Below are 18,758 nucleotides of genomic sequence, written 5' to 3'. Positions count from 1 at the left end.
GACATGACTCAGCCCAACTCGCGCGCGCTGTCGCTGTCGGCGTTGACCGTGCTCGAACTGAGCCCGCCGCAGATGGTCGAGTGCGCCGCGCAAGCCGGCTACGACTACGTCGGCCTGCGCCTCGTGCCCGCCACCGATCACGAGGTGCGCCACGACATCATTAGCCCGGGCGCATTGAAACACGAAACGCTCGCGCGTGTGCGTGATACCGGCGTCAAGGTGCTCGACGTCGAAATTCTGCGCCTGAGGCCCGACACCGACGTGAACGCATTTCTGCCGATGCTCGACACCGCCGCCGAGCTCGGTGCGCGCTACGTGCTGGTCGCTGGCAACGATCCCGACGAAGCGCGCACCGCCGAGCGGCTCGCACAATTGTGCGAGCTGGCCGAATCGCGCGGCCTCGCGCCATCGCTCGAACCAATGCCGTGGACCGACGTGAAGGACGTCACACAAGGCGCGCGCATCGTGAAGGCGGCCGCGCGGCGCAACATCGGCCTGATCGTCGATCCGATCCACTTCGATCGCGCCGGGACGTCGACGGATAGGTTGCGCGCGTTGCCGCGCGAGTACTTCGGCTACGTGCAGTTCTGCGACGCGCCGGCCGAGCGGCCAGCCGATCTCGACACGCTGCTGTACCAAGCGCGTTGCGAGCGCATGATTCCGGGCGAGGGCGGCCTCGATCTCGCCGGCATTCTGCGCGCGCTGCCCGACGACCTGCCGATCAGCCTCGAAGTGCCGACGCAGCAATGGGCGAAAACCGCGTCCGCGCTCGAACGCGCACGCAGGCTGCGCGAGGCGACGCTCGCTCTGCTCGAACGGACTTACGCGGCGACGCCGTCATCCATCACGTCATGATGTAACCGCAAACCGCAGTTCACCCCCGGCTGGTCTTCACGAAAGCGCACGGCAAAGAGGCGCGAGGGACCGGCTTGCCCAATCGATCACGATGAAAGGTCAGGAGACAGCAGGCATGGAACCTTCAAGCAAGGCGCCGCGGCACGGCACGTCCGCGTCGCGCGCACTCGACGTACAGCAATGGCTCGACGAACGCCGTATCGGGCGCTTTCAGATTCTCGTATTGCTGATGTGCATGTTCATCGTCACGCTCGATGGGCTCGACACCGTGATGGTCGGCTTTATCGCGCCGGCGTTGTCGAGCGCGTGGGCGATTCAGCGCGATGCGCTCGGCCCGGTGATGAGCGGCGGCCTGCTCGGCCTCGCGTTCGGCGCGCTGTGCGCGGGGCCGCTCGCGGACCGCTTCGGCCGCAAGACCGTGATGACCTGCGCGGTGCTGTTCTTCGGCGTGTGGAGTTTCGGCTCCGCGTTTGCGACGAACATCGGCGAGCTGACCGTGCTGCGCTTTCTGACCGGCCTCGGGCTCGGTGCGTCGATGCCGAACGCGGCGACGCTGATGGCCGAATACGCGCCGCAGCGCTGCCGCGCGTTGATGGTGACGACCGTGTTCTGCGGCTTCACGCTCGGCGCGGCCGGCGGCGGCTTTATCAGCGCATGGCTGATCGCCACACACGGCTGGCGCTCGGTGCTGATTCTCGGCGGCGTGCTGCCGGTGTTGTACGTGCCGTTGATGATTCGCTGGCTGCCGGAATCGGCGCGCTTTCTCGCGCTGAAGGACGCGCGGCGCGCGCGCCTCGTCGCGGTGCTGAACCGCATCGAGCGCGGGATCGCCGACCACGCGACGCGCTTCGTGGTGCCCGCCGTCGCGCAGCAGGCATCGAACAGCGAGCGCAGTCCGGTGCGGCTGATCCTGTCGCGCGATTACGCGTTCGGCACCGTGATGCTGTGGATCTGCTATTTCGCGGGACTGCTGACGGTGTACCTGCTCGGTAGCTGGCTGCCGACTCTGATTCGCGGTGCGGGCTTCACACTCGGCGAGGCAGCACTGGTCGGCGCGCTGTTTCAGGCGGGCGGCACGCTCGGCTCCCTCGCGATCGGCTGGCTGATGGACCGCTTCAACGCGCACCGCGCGCTCGGCGCAACCGTGTTCGCGGGCGGCGCGCTCGCGTGGACGATGGGGCTGCCGGGTCACGGCATCACGATGATGGCGGTGCTCGCGTTCTGGATGGGCTATTGCATGAACGGCTCCAACACCGGGTTCTGCGCACTGGCGGCAAGCTCGTATCCGACGCGAATGCGCGCGACCGGCACCAGCTGGAGGCTCGGCATCGGCCGCTTCGGCGGGATCGCGGGCGCCATGCTCGGCGCCGGCATGCTGCACGCGAACTGGGGCTTCAGCCAAGTGTTCACTTCGCTCGCCTTGCCCGCGGCGGTCGGCGCGGCGGCGGTGCTGCTCAAGGGCGCCCGGCATCGCGGGCCGTTGCTGCGCGTGAGCGCGGGCATCGGGCATTGAGCGCGCCGGAACCCGCACCCGCCGTGCCCTTGAATTCCGATGTGGAATCATGTTCTCATGTTGGATTCGAATCGAATGAGAGTGGATCATGGCGGGGAATCTCGAGCGGGCGCTGGCCATCATCGAATTGCTGGCGAAGCAGGGCGGCAGCATGCAGCTGGCCGCGATCGCCGACACGCTGAACATCCCGCGCAGCGGCACGCATCGGCTGCTCGCGGAACTGAGCGACGAAGGCTACGTGCGTCAGGATGAGCACGGCGAGTACGTGCTTGCGCTGAAGCTGGTGTCGCTCGGGCTGATGTGGCTGTCCACGGCCGGCGTGCTCGATATTTCGCAGCCGGTGCTGGATCGGCTCGCGAGCGCGTCGGGCGAACTCGCGCGCCTGGGCGTGATTGAGGACGATCACATCACGTTCGTCGGCAAGGCCCAGGGGGCGCGCTCCGGGCTGCGCTACGACCCGGACATGGGCAGCAGTCCGCCGCTGCATTGCACTGCGAGCGGCCAGGCGTGGCTCGCGAGCATGAGCGACGAGGAAGCGCTCGAACTCGTGTCGCGCCAGGGCGGCATCGGCAAAGCGGGCCCGCGCGGGCCGAAGGCGCCGAAGACGATTCAGCAGTTTTTGCAGGACCTGGCCGGCGCGCGCAAGCGCGGCTACGGCATCGCGAGCGAAACCTACGAGGCGGGCATGACGTCGATGGCGGCCGCGATCCGCCATCCGGTGACGGGGCTGGTGGTCGGCACCGTCAGCCTCGCGGGGCCGACGAGCCGCCTGCCGGACGCGCGGCTCAAAGAGCTCGCGCCGGCGCTGCTCGAAGCCGCGTCGGACATGAGCGCGGCCACCCTCAGCTCGCCGTATTTCAAGCGCACGCCGCGCGTCGCGCCGGCAGTGGCGGTCGTGCGGCCGGTCGAGCCGAAGCGCAAGGGGCGGCCGCGCGCGGCTTGAGCGCTGCCCATCCCCATCCATCCGCGAGTCTCACGATCTGAGCAGCGGGCAGCGCACCAGCTCGTCCGCTGCTTCGCGCAGCCGGGCAATCCCGCGCGCCGAGCCGTTTCAGCATGCAAAGACGGCCATACCCGTCGGCATTTCTGACGCAAGCGTCCAAATTTGAGACGCACGGTCAAGCCGTGCGCCAAAAACTGCGCTAACGTCACACGCGCAGATTGCGGATTGCTTTCGGTTTGAGCGATCGAGGCGGCGAGGTCATCGGGCCAACAGCAGGACGCGGGGGAGCGAAGATGAGCCTTACGAGCAGGCAAACAGCCGCGCAACGCGGCGGGCGGCTTCCGGCGAAGTTCGCGGATAGCCATTTGCAGCATCTCGAGAGTGTGCTCGGCTACGCGACGCGCAAACGCGCGACGCAATCCGGTGAACTCGACCACGTCTATTGGGAGCGGCGCATTCGCGCGCTCGAGGATACGCATCATCTTGTCGATAGCCAGCGCTCGCGCATTGCGAAGCTGCGCGACTTGTTGCGCCTGCGGGCGCAGACGCAGGCCAGCGTCGTGCGGCGCACGGCGGTCTGAGATGTCGGGGTGGTCCGCGAGGACCGAAAGAAGTGCAGTGGAGGAGAGCACCGTCGACGCCGCCCGGCGCCGACGTCAAAAAAGCAGAACCTGAGAGAAAAGCGGCGATGACGCGAACGGGCCCGCAGAGGCCCGTCGCGCATCCGCCCGAGATGGCCGCCGGATTCAAAATCCTGACTTAATCGCGCGCTATTTTTCAGATCAATTAACTCTTTCTAAATCGCCTTTTCTCAGTAATTCTGACCGATTTTAATTGGGGTGCGGTTAGATATAGACATTCAAAACACGCGCCGCTTTTTACACTGATAAACTGTGCGGCGGAGCCAATGCGGCGACGCCTTTCGCGCGCTCGCCGCGTCACCCTTCCGGCGTGTCGACGGCCGGATAGACGGTACAAAGAGGCCTTTTCCGCGAATTTGACAGACGCGTAACCCGGGCATACTGCCTTCGGCAACCGCGGCTCACCGGGACGCACTTCTCGTCGTCCTTCTGGATTGTCCTTTAAGCCACCTCCGTGTGGCGCTTCGCCTCAGCCGATTTTCCGCAGACTCCACCTTCCGCTTTCGACAGGTAATTTTGACAGACCGCTTGATTAAGTAAGGGCTTGTTCAGTCCTCATTTTGGAAATGACTCATGAAGCCGGGAAATAATTCGCTTGGGAAGAAGCGCGCACGCAAAATTGCGGTGGCGGCTGTGGCGGTGCTGATCGCCGTGCTGGTCGGTTGGGGCGTCTGGTATTTCCAGCATCGCGCCGAGCCGCAGGCGCCCGCGTTGAGCGGCATTGCGAGCCAGATGCGTGACGATGCATCCGCGTGGACGCATCAGGAGAAGGACGCGTCGACGATGCTGCGCGACATTCACGATGCGAACGTCGCGGCGATCGGCGTGAGTCCCAACGCAATTCTGGTGTCGCTGCGCGACGGCTCGAAGTACTTCGTCACCGATCACAACGCCACCTTCTCGCACGCGCTGCTGCTGGGCGAGCGCTCCGACGCCGCCGCGTATCAGCTCGTGTGGCTGCCCGACGTCGATATCCACAGCGATGGCGCGCGCTGGACGGAACTGTTCGAGCAGTTCCGCGACGTGCTGAGCGTGCTGCTGCCGCTCGCGCTGATCGGCGGCATGGCGTGGTTCATGCGGCGCGAAATGAAGGGCGGCGCGACGCTGCTCAGCGAAACGCCGACGCTGCGTTTCGACGATGTGATCGGCGCGAACGAAGCGAAGGCCGCGCTCGCCGACATTCGCGGTTACCTGTCCGATCCGAAGCAGTTCTCGTCGCTGGGCGTGCGCGCGCCGTGCGGGATCCTGATGGTGGGCGCGCCCGGCGTCGGCAAGACGCGGCTCGCTCAGGCGCTGGCCGGCGAATGCGGTGCGAACTTCATTTCGATCACCGGCAGCTATTTCAGCGCGAAGTACTACGGCGTCGGCATCCAGAAGGTGCGGCACCTGTTCGAACTCGCGCGCAAGAACGCACCGACGGTCATCTTCATCGACGAAGCGGACGGTCTCGCGAAACGCACCGATACCGGCGGTGGCCCGGTCGAAGCCGAAAGCAACCGGATCATCAACCAGCTGCTCGCGGAGATGGACGGCTTCGAATCGAACGAGGGCGTGATCGTGGTGGCGGCGACCAACCATCCCGACAATCTCGACGAAGCATTGCGCCGCCCCGGCCGTTTCGATCGCACGGTGCAGGTGCGTCTGCCGGACCGCGAAGACCGCGCGAAGATTTTCCGTTTCTACGCGCAGCGGCTGAAGTCGAAAGCGGCGGATATCGACTACGACCAGCTCGCGCGTTTGACCACTGGACTGTCGCCGGCCACCGTCGCGATGGTCGTGAATCAGGCCGGGCTGATCGCGCGCAAGGCGGGCGACAATGAAATCGCTGCGAAGCACTTCATGGAAGCGATCAAGATCGCGCGCATCGGCGACGTGAGCGGCGCCGAGCGCGCGCTCACCGAGGACGAGCGCAAGCGCATCGCGGTGCATGAGGCGGGTCATGGTCTGGTCGCCGCGCTGCTCGGCACCGGCGTGCTCGAGGAAGTGACGATCCTGCCGCGCGGCGGCGCGCTCGGCGTCGCGCTGATCACGAAGGCGCAGGACAAGCACCTGTACCGCGAAACGGAGATCCGCAACGAAATCCAGGTGCTGCTTGGCGGACGCAACGCGGAGATTCTGATGTTCTCCGAAGCATCGAGCGGCGCCGCATCGGACTTGCAGGAGGCCTCGCGCATCAGCCTCGACATGGTGTCGAAGTTCGGCTTCAACAGCGACGGCGATCTGTTCAGTCTCGCGGCGCTGCCGTCGCAGTACGCGGGCCTGCAAATGAAGAGCGCAATCGAGCATGCGAACGTGCTGCTCAAGGAACTCAACGAACTTTGCTACGGGCTGTTGCACGCGTACGAGCCGGTACTGCGCGACATTTCAGAGCAGTTGCTCGAGCACGAGACCGTGCCCGGCGACACTGTCTATCGGCTGATTGCCGAGCACAAGAGCACGTTGAAGATCGTGCATGAGCCCGCGGCGGCCTGACGGTCGCTTCGCAGCGCTACGCGAAGTCGGACGATCCCGGGTCGGGCACGCCCGGCGGCGCATCGGTATCACCCAACGGGTCGCCGCCCCCTTGGCCGGATTTGCTCGGGTCGGGTTCGGGGGTTTCGCCTTTCTTCGGCAGAGGCTGGTCGAGGCCCGGTTCGACCGGAGTGGGGATTGCATCGCCGATGGGCTTCGAGACCTCGGCGGGTGGACTGCCGGGATCCTCGTCCGCCGGGCGATCAGGCTCGTTCAGGGAATTGGCGGTGTTCGACACAATGCTCTCCAGTTGCTGAAGATAAGCCCTCGGGTCGCAATGCGCGTGCCACGGTCCCGTGGCGGATGTTTGATACAGGCGTTCTTCTATCGTTTGGCCGGTTCGGTCACGTGGAGTGCATCAGGTGAGGGGAGGCCGCTGGGTGAGGCCGAATGATGGCGTGATCCGCGTAGCTGCAGAATCGGCGCCTCGATCAGCCGCCACGACAGCAACGCAATGCCTAGCGAAATCGCAAACGATGCGACGACGCCGAGCATATGTGCCCAGATCGGCACGGTGCCGCCGAACAACGCTTCGGCATGACGGTTGCGCGTCAGATCGGGGATCAGGTTGTGATACAGATAAAAGCCGTAACTGATGCGCCCAAGACCGGCCAGCCAACGCGTCTGCAGCAGACCCATCACGGCAGCATTGCGGCAACACGCAATCGAAGCCACTAGCGCCGCGATACCGATTCCGTACATTGCGCTGATCGCGGTAAACAGCAACGGATCGTCGAGCGTGTTCCATCTCGGCTCGGCCGCGCACAAACCGATCACGACGAGACTCAGCGCGAACAGCGTCAGGCCATGACCGAGCCAGGCACGCACGCGGCCGCGATCGTCCGCGATCACCAGGCCACCGATACCGCCTAACGCGAGAAGCCAGACATTGCTCAACGGGTGCGTATAGATGGTGATCTCATCCCAATGCGCGGCGCGCATCGCGAACAACCCGGCAAGACCGAGGGCCACGATCGCGCAACATGCCGTTCGATGTCGCCGCGCGGAGAGCAGCAGCAAAAGCGGCGCAACCACGAGATAAAACTGCTCCTCGATCGCGAGGCTCCACAAGTGCGAATAGCGGCCCGGCCAGTAGCGCAGCACCGAGCCGATCCAGAAGTTGGACAGATACGCGAAGTGAAACGGCATGCCGCTCGCGAGTTCCGGATTCGCGAGGCCGAAGGCCATCAGCGCGCACATCACGACGAGCATCAGGTAATAGATCGGAAAGATGCGCACCGTACGACGAAACAGAAAGCGTGCGAGTTCGGCGCCGAAACGGCTGTCGCCCGATTCGATGCGCGCGCGTTGTGACGACAGGATGCCGATGATCAGAAAACCGCTCAGCGCAAAGAAGATCCACACGCCGAGATGCCCGACCTCGCCGATGTCGCCGAATAGTCGATGCTGCAAAAACACCATCAGCACGGCGATCGCGCGCAACCCATCGAATCCGGCAATTCTGTTTTTCATAAACCTCTATTCGCAAAGCGGCTGAAAAGCACGAAAACATCGTACGGGGAAAAAATGCGAAAAAAATCGCCGCGCGCGTTCGATGGTTTTTTTTCGAGGCTTGTGTTCGCCCATCAATTGAGGGCGTCCCTGTTTCGTGCATGAAAGCCGCAAAACTTTCCGCGCGTTCGTTAAAGACGCACCGAGTATTACCAGTCGCCAACGACTCGATTTCAATCAGGGCGATGCGGGGGAACGAATTAGCCTTTTGCAGTTCGCACGGCATTGGCCGCTGACGCGTGGCCATTCACGTTCTTGCGTGCGCTCGGCGCGCGCATTCTTCGAGAAGACGAATGGAAACATCTGGCCGTGGCCGTGGACGATCGGTCGAAGTCGATTTCTTTCGCGGTATCGTGCTGATCGTCATCGTGCTCGATCACATTCCCGGCAGCACGCTATCGCATCTGATGCTGCACGCGTACGCATTGTGTGATTCAGCCGAGGTGTTCGTGTTTCTGGGCGGCTATGCATCGGCGGCGGCGTATACGGCGGTGCTTGCGCATCGCGGCGAACACGCGGCGCAGATGCGTTTCGTCAAACGCTGCGGGGAAATCTATCGCGCGTATCTGTTGACGGCGATGCTGATGCTCGTGTCCGGCGCGGTTCTCGCGCGGCTCGATCTAAATCGGGCGATGGTAGAAATGACCGGCTGGCCGCCGTTCGCGTTGCAGCCGTGGCATGAGGCATTCGATATCGCGCTGTTACGCCGGCAGCCGTATCTGTCCAGCGTGCTGCCGATGTACGTGCTGTTCGCGCTATGTGTGCCGGTGATGGTGCCGCTCGCGCGCCGCTCGGTATCCCTCGCGCTTGCGGTGAGCCTCGCGGTGTGGGCCGTCGCGCGGCCGCTTGCCGCGTTATTCAGCATTGACGATGTCGCCGGCTGGGCTTTTAATCCGTTTGCGTGGCAGCTGATGTTCGTACTCGGCATGCTGTGTCGTGTGCAGCCGATCAGCGAACGTTTTCATGCGAGCTCGGCCGCCCAGTGGTTCACGCGCGTCGCGGTCGTTGCGGTGCTTGCCTTCGCGATCGTCAAACTTTTCGTCCTGACGCAGCCTTTGCCCGGCACGCACAAACAGAATCTTTCAATGGAACGTGTGATCAATTTCATCGTCATCGCGTGGCTCGCCGCCCGGTTCGTGCGGATGGGCAGCATCGCGTGGCTCGCGAGGCGGCTGCCCGCCGTGGTGACGGTCGGGCGCGCCGGACTGGTGTGCTTCGTCACCGGCACGCTGGTGTCGTTGATCATCGACACGGCGACACCGCACACCTTTCATGGTTTTCGCGCGGTGCTGGTCGGGCTCGGCGGCGACCTCGCGGCGATCGGCGCGCTGCTGATGATCGCGCGCGGCTGGAGCGGCTGGAAGGCGCAGCAGCCGGGCGCGCAGGCGAAAGGCGCGGGTTGCGGATGACTCGACGCGAGCGCCGTGGGCGCGTCACGACTACGATGCGCACCACGCGCAAGCTCATTGGACTCGCAACCATGATGAGCGTCGTCGTGCTCGCCTGGCTTGCGATACTTCGCACGGCCGCGCAGGCCAAAGAAACACCGTTCGCGATGCACTGCGCGGAGTTCGCGGGCGCGGTGCTGTCGCCCGAACTGATCGAGATGCCGACGGCGGGCGCGCTGATCGAAAGCGCGGCGATGATCGGCGCGACCGCGCAGGGCAATCAGCAAGGCGGCGAGTATTGCCGCATCACGGGCCGCATCAAGGCACTGAATCCGACGACACCCGACATCCGCTTCGATCTGAATCTGCCGCGCCGCTGGAATGGCCGCGCGTTGCAGATCGGCGGAGGCGGATACAACGGCGTGGTCGTCAGCGGCATTGGCGTGATGCCGTTCTCGCCGGATCGCGCGCCGCTCGCGCAAGGCTATGCGACGTTCGGCGACGACTCGGGGCATGTCGGCGATTCGTCGCTCGCGCAGTTTGGTCTCGTCGATGAAGCGGTGACGAACTTCGGCTACGCGCATCTGAAGAAGACCCACGACGTCGCGCTCGCGCTGATCGCGAACGCGTACGGCAGGCCGCCGCAGCGCATGTATTTTGCCGGCGGTTCGACGGGTGGCCGCGAAGGCTACACGGTGATGCAGCGCTTTCCCGACGACTACGACGGCGTGATCGCCAATTCGCCCGCGCTGAATTTTTCTGGCGTGCGGCTGATCGGCGTGAAACTCGGCCAGGCCGAATACGGCACGCCGGGTGGCTTCGTGCCGCCGGCGCTGCTCGAAGTCGTCCATCAACGCACGCTCGAGGTATGCGACCGGCTCGACGGCACCGCGGATGGCATCGTCAGTGACGTCGAAGCCTGCCGCGCGCACCAGTCGCAAATTATCGATTCGCTGCGCTGCGCGCTGCGGCCTTCATCGCACGATGCGTGTCTGACCGACGCGCAATTGGCCACCTTGCTGGTGATGCGCGATGGGCTGTCGCTGCCGTATCGGCTCGCGTGGGGCGTGAGCGGCTATCGCGGCTACAACGTGTTCCAGGGCACGCAAATGACCGGCGCGCTCGGGCTCGCGCATCAACCGCGGCGTCAGTCGCTGCCGACGTTCGGTGCGAATGGTTATCTGTTCGCGCAAGGCGACGGCTATCTGCGCTACTTCGTCGCGCGCGACGCGCAGTTCGATTCGTTGACGTTCGATCCGCAACGGCCCGGTAAATATCGCTCGCAACTGATCGCGCTGTCGGCCACGATCGGCTCGATGAACCCGGACCTGTCGCGCTATATCGCGCACGGCGGCAAGCTGATCACGCTGCAAGGCCTCGCCGACGAAGTGATCAGCCCGAACCAGACGATCGCGTATCACGATGCGCTGATCGCGCGTTTCGGCAAGGAAGAGGTCGATCGATTCATGCGGCTCTACATGGTGCCGGGGTTTCAGCATGGCAGCGGCGTGTTCATCCCCTCGGTCGATCTGCTCGGCGCGCTCGACGCATGGGTCACGCGCGGCGTCGCGCCCGAAACGCTGACGGCCACCGATCTCGCCGCGGCGACGAATGGACGTTCGCGGCCGCTGTGCCGCTATCCCGGGTTTCCGCGTTATATCGGCAAAGGCAATGTAAATCTGGCGAGTAGTTTTGTCTGTGTGCAGCCTTGAGGTCTGAGTCGTCGCAGCGCTATGTCGACGAGCGGGCCGCACAAAAAAAACGGCGACGCGGCAACTCGATGCCGCGTCGCCCGGTGAAGCTCAACGGCCGTTATTGCCCGTTCTGCATCCTGCCGTTGTTCATGTCGTTGTTCATGCTGTTACCGGTTCCGTTCATGTTGTTGCCCATGCCGCCTGTCGAACCACCGGTCGCCGGGCTATTCGGGGTCGCGCCGGTGCCGGTGCCCATCCCGCCGCCGGTGCCCGTCACACCAGGCGAACCGTAGCCGGAGCCGGTGTTGCCCGGCGTGCGGACCGAGCCCGGGCCGACGCCCGGAGTGGCCGTACCGCCCGCGCCGCCGGTCGTGCCGCCACCGGCGCCGATGCCGGTGCCCCCCGCGCCACCGCCACCGCCGCTCGTGCCGCCGGCAGCACCGCCGCCCGCGCCTCCTGCACTACCGCCGGCGCCCGCGCCGCCAGCGCCGCCCGCCTGCGCGTATATGCCACCCGACAACGCCATCACGAGCGCGGAAGCAAAGATTGTCCTGGTCATGCGTTTCATGATTCACCTCCACGAAAAGGGTTGGTGCCATGTGAACCTCGCAAGGGGTGTGCCTCGGGGTTCATCGGCCGATGATCGGCGAGACCGCCGCGATGGCGCGTGTGCTCGACGCTGAAACGGTGAGCCCGGCGAGCGAACTCGCGCGCAACGGGCTGACGTATGGCCGCGGCGGCGAGGTCTACTCCTGCACGGTGCAACGCAATGGCCGCATCGGTCCGCGGCTCGCCTTCATCGAACGGGGTCCGGGAATTGCTGATCTTCAGGTGGCGTTGACCGACGGTTTCACGAGCCGCAGCGGATTGGGCGAGGGTCTGGGCGGCGCGCGGGCATTCTCCTACGGACACGCCTTTTCATGACCGATGCGAACGCGAATCTGATCCTCAACGTCGACGATAACGAAGGCGCTCGTTACGCGAAAACGCGCATTCTTTCGCGCGCGGGCTTCATCGTGATCGAGGCCGGCAACGGCGCCGAAGCGATCGAGCGCGCACGCATTTCGCAGCCGGACCTCGTGCTGCTCGACGTCAATCTGCCCGATCTGAACGGCTTCGAAGTGTGCCGCCGCATCAAGGCCGCGCCGGAGACCTCGGGCGTGCTCGTGATCCACACGTCGGCGGCGGCGGTGCAGAGCATGGACCGGGTGCGCGGCCTCGAAGGCGGCGCGGACAGCTATTTGACCGAGCCGGTCGAGCCGGCCGAGCTGATCGCGCAGGTGCGCGCGCTGCTGCGCGTGCGCCGCGCGGAGGGCGCGTTGCGCGAGAGCGAAGAACGCTTCCGGCAGATGGCCGAGAACATCGACGACGTGTTCTGGATGCTCGACCCATCGAGCGCGCAACTGCTGTATGTGAGCCCCGCGTATCGACGTCTGTGGGGCGACGCGGCGCACGAGCCGACGCCGAGCGGGCGCCACTGGGCCAACCACATTGATCCGCAGGACGAGGCCGCGGTCGAGGCCGCGTATCGCGCGCTCGCGACCGGTGTCGCGTACGAGATCGAATACCGGATCGTGCGGCCCGACGGCGAGACGCGCTGGGCCGTCGAGCGCGGCTTTCCGGTGCGCGACGCGCGCGGGCGCATCTATCGGCTCGCCGGCATCGTCAACGATATTTCGGATCGCAAGGCCAACGAGATGGCGTTGCGCGACGCCGATCGCCGCAAGGACGAGTTCCTCGCGATGCTCGCGCACGAGCTGCGCAACCCGCTCGCGCCGATTCGCAACGCGATCGAACTGCTCGACCCGAGCCGTGCGCCGTCGCAGCAAAGCTTCGAGGCGATGCGCGCGGTGATCGGGCGCCAGGTCAAGCATCTGAGCCGGCTCGTCGATGATCTGCTGGATGTTGCGCGCATCACGCAGGGCAAGATCACGCTGCGCCACGAGATCGTCGAGCTGGCCGCCGCGCTCGAGGCCGCGATCGAAACCGTGCGGCCCGCGTTGAATCGCAAGGGCCATACGCTCACCACCGATCTGCCCGGCGAGCCGCTGTTCGTCGTCGGCGACGGCGTGCGGATCGCGCAGGTGCTCGGCAATGTGCTGTCGAATGCGGCGAAGTACACGCCGCAGCGCGGCGACATCCGCATCGAAGTCCGCGAAGCGGGCGACGACGTGCTGATCAGCGTACGCGACAACGGCGTGGGCATCGGCGCCGAAACGATCCCGCACATCTTCGATCTGTTCGTGCAATCGGAAATCTCGATCGAACGCTCCGAAGGCGGCCTCGGCATCGGCCTGCCGCTCGCGCGTACACTGGTCGAGTTGCACGGCGGCCGGATCGAGGCGTTCTCGGCGGGATTGGGGCGCGGCAGCAAGTTCGTCGTGCGTTTGCCGCTGACGCGGCTTGCCGACGCCGCGCAAGCGTCGACGGCGGCGCCCGAAGCCGTGCCGCGCCACGGCGGCGAGGCGTTGCGCGTGCTGCTCGTCGACGACAGCGTCGATGCGGCGCTTGCGTTGTCGCTGGTGCTGCAGGCGGACGGGTACGCGGTGCGCGTCGCGCACGAAGCCAACACCGCGCTAAAACTGGCCGCGCACTTCCAGCCGCAGATCGTGCTGCTCGACCTCGGCCTGCCCGGCATGGACGGCTTCGAGCTCGCGCGGGAGATGCGCCGCCGTCCGCCCACCGTGGGCGCGCTGCTGATCGCCGTGACCGGCTATGGCCAGGCCACCGACCGGCAGCACTCGCGCGAGGCCGGCTTCGATCATCATCTGGTGAAGCCGGTGTCGGTCGAGGAAATCCAGAATGTGATCGCAAGCCGCTTTCCGGGCGCGCAACATAGCGCGTCGGCGTAAAAGGCTGCCATCAGTAAGCCGAACTATCCCGCGCCGCGGCGAATCCGCGGCGGCGTGCTTTCGTGCTCTGCAGGCTTTCCCACTTTCCATTACATTGCGGATGCGGCGCGTCCGTTCGCGCCGGTTTCCCTCATTCAACAGCGGTGTCTGCCATCATCGAGTCCATGCAGCCAATCGTTTCGGTCACGAATCTGTCGAAAACCTATGCCAGCGGTTTTCGGGCACTGAAGAACATCAATCTGGCGATCCACCGTGGAGAAATCTTTGCGCTGCTCGGGCCGAACGGCGCGGGCAAGACCACGCTGATCAGCATCGTCTGCGGCATCGTCAACGCGAGCGAAGGCAGCGTGACGGTAGACGGTCACGACATCGGCGCGAACTATCGCGCGGCCCGCTCGCTGATCGGCCTCGTGCCGCAGGAGCTGACCACCGACGCGTTCGAAACCGTCTGGGCCACCGTGTCGTTCAGCCGCGGCCTGTTCGGCAAGCCGACGAACCCTGCTTACATCGAGAAAGTGCTGCGCGACCTGTCGCTCTGGGAGAAGCGCAACAACAAGATCATCACGCTGTCGGGCGGCATGAAGCGGCGCGTGCTGATCGCCAAGGCGCTGTCGCACGAGCCGCGCGTGCTGTTTCTCGACGAACCGACCGCCGGCGTCGACGTCGAGCTGCGGCGCGACATGTGGAAGCTCGTGCGCTCGCTCGCGGCGAGCGGCGTGACGATCATCCTGACCACGCATTACATCGACGAAGCGGAAGAGATGGCCCATCGCATCGGCGTGATCAATGCGGGCGAGATCATGCTGGTCGAAGAGAAGACCGAGCTGATGCGCAAGCTCGGCACCAAGCAGTTGACGCTCCAACTGGAGTACCCGCTCGACGATGTGCCGGCTGCGCTCGCCGGCTACGGGCTCGCGGTCGCGAACGGCGGCAACGAGCTGATCTATACCTACGAAGGCGAGGGCGGCCGCACCGACATCATCGCGCTGCTGAAGTCGCTCGACGATGCCGGCATCCGCTTCAAGGACCTGCACACCACGCAGAGTTCGCTCGAAGACATTTTCGTCAGCCTGCTGCGGGGGAACCCATGAACATCTACGCAATGCGCGCAATCTACAAGTTCGAAATGGCGCGCACGTGGCGCACGCTGATGCAAAGCATCATCGCGCCGGTCATTTCCACTTCGCTGTATTTCGTCGTGTTCGGCTCGGCGATCGGGTCGCGCATCAAGGAAGTGGAGGGCATCAGCTATGGCGCGTTCATCGTGCCGGGGTTGATCATGCTGTCGCTGCTGTCGCAAAGCATCGCGAACGCGTCGTTCGGGATTTACTTTCCACGTTTCACCGGCACGATCTACGAGCTGCTGTCGGCGCCAGTATCGTATCTGGAGATCGTCGTCAGCTACGTGGGCGCGGCGGCCACCAAGTCGATCCTGCTCGGACTCATCATTCTCGCGACCGCCGCGCTGTTCGTGCCGTTGCAGATCATGCATCCGCTCTGGATGGCGCTGTTTCTCGTGCTGACGGCGGTCACTTTCAGTCTGCTCGGCTTCATCATCGGCATCTGGGCCGACAGCTTCGAGAAGCTGCAACTGGTGCCGCTGTTGATCGTCACGCCGCTGACGTTTCTCGGCGGCGCGTTCTATTCGGTCGACATGCTGCCGCCGTTCTGGCACGCCGTCACGCTGTTCAATCCGATCGTCTATCTGGTCAGCGGGTTTCGCTGGAGCTTCTTCGAGTTGGGCGACGTCGGCGTCGGTCTGAGTCTCGGCATGACGCTGCTGTTTCTCGCGGTGTTCCTCGTGATCGTCGGCTGGATCTTCAGGACCGGCTATCGGTTGAAAAGTTAGCCGCCATATCCCCGGCTGTAATGAGGAGAGGGCGCGACAGCGAAAAGCCGTCGCGCCCTCTTCATCATGCGCGGTGACGCCGGCTACGACAGATACGCCTGCGCGACATTGATCAACTGCACGCGGTTGCGCACGTTGAACAACTGCCGCAAGCGCCGCAGATGATAGTCGACGTTATGCGGCGAGAGTCCGAGGAAATACGCGATCTCCTTGTCCCGCTGCCCCTGCACGACCGCCTTCAGCACCGCATGCTGCAGCTTGCTCAGCGCGATGCGCTGCTGCTGCGCGGGCGCGATGCCGATCACGCTTTTCGCGTGCGTCCAGATGAACTCGTGAATCGAGTGCGCGAACATCAGCGTTTCCGCGACGATCGATTCGGTCATCCAGCGCGGGTTGCCGATCGCCGAGTTGAAGCACAGGCTCGCGCTCAGCTCCGGCTCCGGCAGCGGCATCTGCGTGAGAATGCCGCTCTTGCGCCCGGCTGCTTCCAGCATGTCGATCAAGGCGCCAAGCCGCTCGCTGCGCAACTGCGCGCGCGGCAGATCGGCGCGCAGATCGGCGGTATTCCACAGAAACGGCATGCCGGTCGGCGACGCGTGCGCGACGCGCGGATCGAGCTCGAAATAGCGCTCGCGGAAATAGCGCGTGAGCCATGCCTGCGACTCGTAGCTCGTCAACACGAACATCGTCTTGTGATGCGACGACGTGCGCGTGGCGGTATAGCTGAACGAGTCGAAGCCCAGCTGCCTGATGCGCTGGCGCACGAACTCCATGCGGTCCTGCGCGCTGCCGAACCGTCCGAGCGGACTGATCAGCGGCGCGGCCCGGCGCGCCGCGGGCGACGGCGTGCCGATCTCTTCCTCGGTAAACAGAGTCAGAAAGCCACTGCGCCCCGCGCCATTCGCGGTGCGGGGAGACATCTTCACTGCTTCAGCCGCGTGGGCTGATTTCGCGGCGTGCCGCGCGCCGGCCGGGTAAGCCGGTTGGGCGGATGCCGCTCTCGGGTGTACTGCCGACGCGTGCCCGGCTTCGCCTTGCGGCGAGCCGTTCAGCCATTGCGGCAGCGTATCGCATTCATGTTCCATGAAACGGTAGCTCCGGCGTTCTAAACGCGTGAAATACGACAACCTCAATGATTAGCGATTTCGTGAAATGTCGGTAGCCGGTTCCTTGCTATCATTTTTGTGATCTTGCGCTGACAGTGGACCGGCAATACAGGTACGGCGGCGCTTCTCCTTCCATACGGCACCTCCTTCGAAGGGATGTGATGGCACGAATTCCCAAGCTCACGACGACGCTCGCCTACGACCGCTATATGGCCGGCCAGCGACTCGTGTCGAGCGTGGATCGCGAGTGGCGGCATCTGGTGCTGCGCTCGTATCTCGAGCCGGTGCGGCAAGACCTGCTCGAAGCGCCCGGTTTGCGCGACTTCACGCTGATGACGCTCGCGAGCGGCGCCGAGCATCTCGAACGCAACCTCGGCGGAGCTTGGGAAAGCGCCGATATGCGCGTGAACGACCTGTGGTTCGTGCCGCCCACGCCGATCTCGTGGCGCTGGCATTCGATCAGCGACGAGCCGTTGTCTACCTTGCACGTGCACATCGAGCGCGATCTGATCGACAGCGTCGCGCAACAGATGGGACTCGACACGTCGCGTGAACTGTCGCTCGGCGACGCGATGCGCTTCAACGATCCGCTGATCGCCGCGATGCTTGCCGCACTGCATCGCGCCGCCCGCGATCCCGCCGATTCGCGTCTGTATGTCGATACGCTGGTTCACGCGCTCGCCGCGCACCTGCTGCAGCACTATTCGGGCGGCGACGGCGCGCGGCGCCACAACGCGACGGAACCGGAACGGCTGGTGCCGCGCCGCATCCGCCGGGTGACGGACTACATCCGCGCCAATCTCGCCGAAGACCTGGCGATCGCCGAACTGGCCGAGCAGGCCGGCCTAAGCAGTTTTCATTTTGCCCGGGTGTTTCGCCGCGAGACCGGGGAGACGCCGCATCAGTTCGTCACGCGCTTACGGCTCGAGGAAGCGGCGAGGCTGCTGCGCGCCACGGATCGAACCGTGCTGCAAATCGCGCTCGAAGTCGGCTTCGAGAATGCCAGTCACTTCTCGGTGCAATTCAAGCGTGGCTATGGCGCGACGCCGCTCGCCTACCGGCTGCGCGGGTGAGATGGACGAGCCGTGATGGCTCGTCTTTTCTCCAGTCGGAATCACGCACCTGCGCAGTGTGCGTTGCATTGCGCGGCTTGCAAACTACGAACATTCGTGGCGGCGCGCACTGCAAGCTGGCATGGCACGTCGCGCAAGGCTTTGCGGCTCGGCCCGCCACCCGCGATCGTAGGTGGTCTAACTGGACTGACCGGGACGCGGACAACTGTACCTGTCGAAGCCTTGCATCGGACGACAGAATCGAAGCGCCTTTCAATTTCACACACCGGATAACGCGCCATGACCCGACTCAAGATGACCGCCTGCGGCCACACCTTCATCGCCGAAACGCATCCCGATGCGCCGCAGACCGTGGCCGCGTTCCTGAAACTGCTGCCGTACCGGCAGAAGCTGATCCACGTGCGCTGGAGCGGCGAGGGCTGCTGGGTGCCGCTCGGCGAATTCAAGCTCGAGAACGACGGCGTCGCGGTCGGCTTCGAGAATCACACTAGCCATCCATCGGTCGGCGACATTCTGTTCTATCCGGGCGGCTATAGCGAGACCGAGATCATCCTCGCCTATGGCTCGTGCTGCTTCGCGAGCAAGCTGGGGCAGCTCGCTGGCAATCATTTTCTGACGATCGTCGAAGGCAAAGAGAAACTGCGCGAACTCGGCACCAAGGTGCTGTGGGAAGGCGTGCAGGAGGTGGTCTTCGAGAGGCTCTGAGCGGCCGCACTTCCTTGCTGGGCATAAGCGATGCTTGGTTGAAGAGCCGCGTGCGGTCAGGTACCGACCGCGCACGTCAGGCACGCGGCACTGTCTGGCCCGCCCGGCGAGGAGGA

17 protein-coding genes are annotated in these 18,758 nt (G+C 64.7%); 13 read left to right on the top strand and 4 right to left on the bottom strand.

The features are described 5' to 3' along the window. Positions 1–3 precede the first annotated feature (3 nt). The 5 genes from VSR82_RS10845 (at position 4) to VSR82_RS10825 (ending at position 6,424) form a co-directional block, all read left to right on the top strand. Positions 4–855 (top strand): sugar phosphate isomerase/epimerase family protein, encoded by an 852-nt coding sequence (locus tag VSR82_RS10845; protein WP_429457113.1) that lies wholly within the window; start codon positions 4–6, stop codon positions 853–855. 115 nt (positions 856–970) lie between these two features. Further along, positions 971–2,368 (top strand): MFS transporter, encoded by a 1,398-nt coding sequence (locus VSR82_RS10840; protein ID WP_498857682.1) that lies wholly within the window; start codon positions 971–973, stop codon positions 2,366–2,368. Between the two features lie 88 nt (positions 2,369–2,456). Beyond that, positions 2,457–3,311 carry an IclR family transcriptional regulator gene (locus tag VSR82_RS10835; RefSeq protein ID WP_368584635.1) on the top strand — a complete coding sequence of 285 codons (855 nt, stop codon included), beginning with the start codon at positions 2,457–2,459 and terminating at the stop codon, positions 3,309–3,311. Between the two features lie 293 nt (positions 3,312–3,604). Next, positions 3,605–3,892 carry a hypothetical protein gene (locus VSR82_RS10830; RefSeq protein WP_429457117.1) on the top strand — a complete coding sequence of 96 codons (288 nt, stop codon included), beginning with the start codon at positions 3,605–3,607 and terminating at the stop codon, positions 3,890–3,892. A gap of 633 nt (positions 3,893–4,525) precedes the next feature. Beyond that, positions 4,526–6,424 carry an ATP-dependent metallopeptidase FtsH/Yme1/Tma family protein gene (locus VSR82_RS10825; protein ID WP_429457119.1) on the top strand — a complete coding sequence of 633 codons (1,899 nt, stop codon included), beginning with the start codon at positions 4,526–4,528 and terminating at the stop codon, positions 6,422–6,424. 16 nt (positions 6,425–6,440) lie between these two features. Here VSR82_RS10825 and VSR82_RS10820 read toward each other — a convergent pair whose 3' ends face one another. Beyond that, complete coding sequence (locus tag VSR82_RS10820) at positions 6,441–6,701, bottom strand: hypothetical protein (protein WP_429457121.1); 261 nt, start codon at positions 6,699–6,701, stop codon at positions 6,441–6,443. An 86-nt stretch (positions 6,702–6,787) separates the two neighbouring features. After that, positions 6,788–7,936: an acyltransferase family protein gene (locus VSR82_RS10815; RefSeq protein WP_498857681.1), complete on the bottom strand. Its 1,149-nt coding sequence runs from the start codon at positions 7,934–7,936 to the stop codon at positions 6,788–6,790. A gap of 332 nt (positions 7,937–8,268) precedes the next feature. Here VSR82_RS10815 and VSR82_RS10810 point away from each other — a divergent pair, with 332 nt between their 5' ends. Together VSR82_RS10810 and VSR82_RS10805 are read left to right on the top strand one after the other, a co-directional pair. Further along, entirely contained in the window at positions 8,269–9,384 is a 1,116-nt protein-coding gene (locus VSR82_RS10810) for an OpgC domain-containing protein (RefSeq protein ID WP_429457125.1), read from the top strand. Further along, positions 9,381–11,075 carry a tannase/feruloyl esterase family alpha/beta hydrolase gene (locus VSR82_RS10805; RefSeq protein ID WP_429457127.1) on the top strand — a complete coding sequence of 565 codons (1,695 nt, stop codon included), beginning with the start codon at positions 9,381–9,383 and terminating at the stop codon, positions 11,073–11,075. Before VSR82_RS10810 ends, VSR82_RS10805 begins: the two co-directional genes overlap by 4 nt. Positions 11,076–11,175: 100 nt before the next feature. On the opposite strand, the gene VSR82_RS10800 is transcribed toward VSR82_RS10805, so the two are convergent. Next, complete coding sequence (locus tag VSR82_RS10800; RefSeq protein ID WP_498857680.1) at positions 11,176–11,625, bottom strand: hypothetical protein; 450 nt, start codon at positions 11,623–11,625, stop codon at positions 11,176–11,178. Between the two features lie 71 nt (positions 11,626–11,696). On the opposite strand from VSR82_RS10800, the gene VSR82_RS10795 reads away from it, so the two are divergent. The 4 genes from VSR82_RS10795 (at position 11,697) to VSR82_RS10780 (ending at position 15,758) form a co-directional block, all read left to right on the top strand. Next, positions 11,697–11,981: an ATP-binding protein gene (locus tag VSR82_RS10795; protein ID WP_429457129.1), complete on the top strand. Its 285-nt coding sequence runs from the start codon at positions 11,697–11,699 to the stop codon at positions 11,979–11,981. After that, positions 11,978–13,909: a hybrid sensor histidine kinase/response regulator gene (locus VSR82_RS10790; RefSeq protein WP_429457132.1), complete on the top strand. Its 1,932-nt coding sequence runs from the start codon at positions 11,978–11,980 to the stop codon at positions 13,907–13,909. The genes VSR82_RS10795 and VSR82_RS10790 overlap by 4 nt, the downstream gene beginning before the upstream one ends. A gap of 164 nt (positions 13,910–14,073) precedes the next feature. Further along, a complete protein-coding gene (locus VSR82_RS10785; protein ID WP_498857679.1) occupies positions 14,074–15,000 on the top strand; it encodes an ABC transporter ATP-binding protein in 927 nt (308 codons plus the stop codon). Beyond that, a complete protein-coding gene (locus VSR82_RS10780; protein ID WP_498857678.1) occupies positions 14,997–15,758 on the top strand; it encodes an ABC transporter permease in 762 nt (253 codons plus the stop codon). The genes VSR82_RS10785 and VSR82_RS10780 overlap by 4 nt, the downstream gene beginning before the upstream one ends. Before the next feature lie 83 nt (positions 15,759–15,841). Here the strand turns inward: VSR82_RS10780 and VSR82_RS10775 are convergent, their stop codons facing one another. After that, positions 15,842–16,843 (bottom strand): helix-turn-helix transcriptional regulator, encoded by a 1,002-nt coding sequence (locus VSR82_RS10775; protein WP_368584645.1) that lies wholly within the window; start codon positions 16,841–16,843, stop codon positions 15,842–15,844. Positions 16,844–17,025: 182 nt separating this feature from the next. Between VSR82_RS10775 and VSR82_RS10770 the strand changes: the two genes are divergently transcribed. Continuing rightward, a complete protein-coding gene (locus VSR82_RS10770) occupies positions 17,026–17,937 on the top strand; it encodes a helix-turn-helix domain-containing protein (RefSeq protein ID WP_410851484.1) in 912 nt (303 codons plus the stop codon). Positions 17,938–18,216: 279 nt separating this feature from the next. Beyond that, positions 18,217–18,642: a DUF3830 family protein gene (locus tag VSR82_RS10765; RefSeq protein WP_498857677.1), complete on the top strand. Its 426-nt coding sequence runs from the start codon at positions 18,217–18,219 to the stop codon at positions 18,640–18,642. The last annotated feature ends 116 nt before the right edge of the window (positions 18,643–18,758 follow it).

Origin of the sequence: Burkholderia sp. JPY481, from assembly GCF_038900515.1 — a bacterium.
GTDB classification, from domain to species: domain Bacteria; phylum Pseudomonadota; class Gammaproteobacteria; order Burkholderiales; family Burkholderiaceae; genus Paraburkholderia; species Paraburkholderia youngii.
The sequence above is the reverse complement of the archived record's forward strand: the minus strand, read 5'-3'. Positions and strand labels throughout refer to the sequence as shown.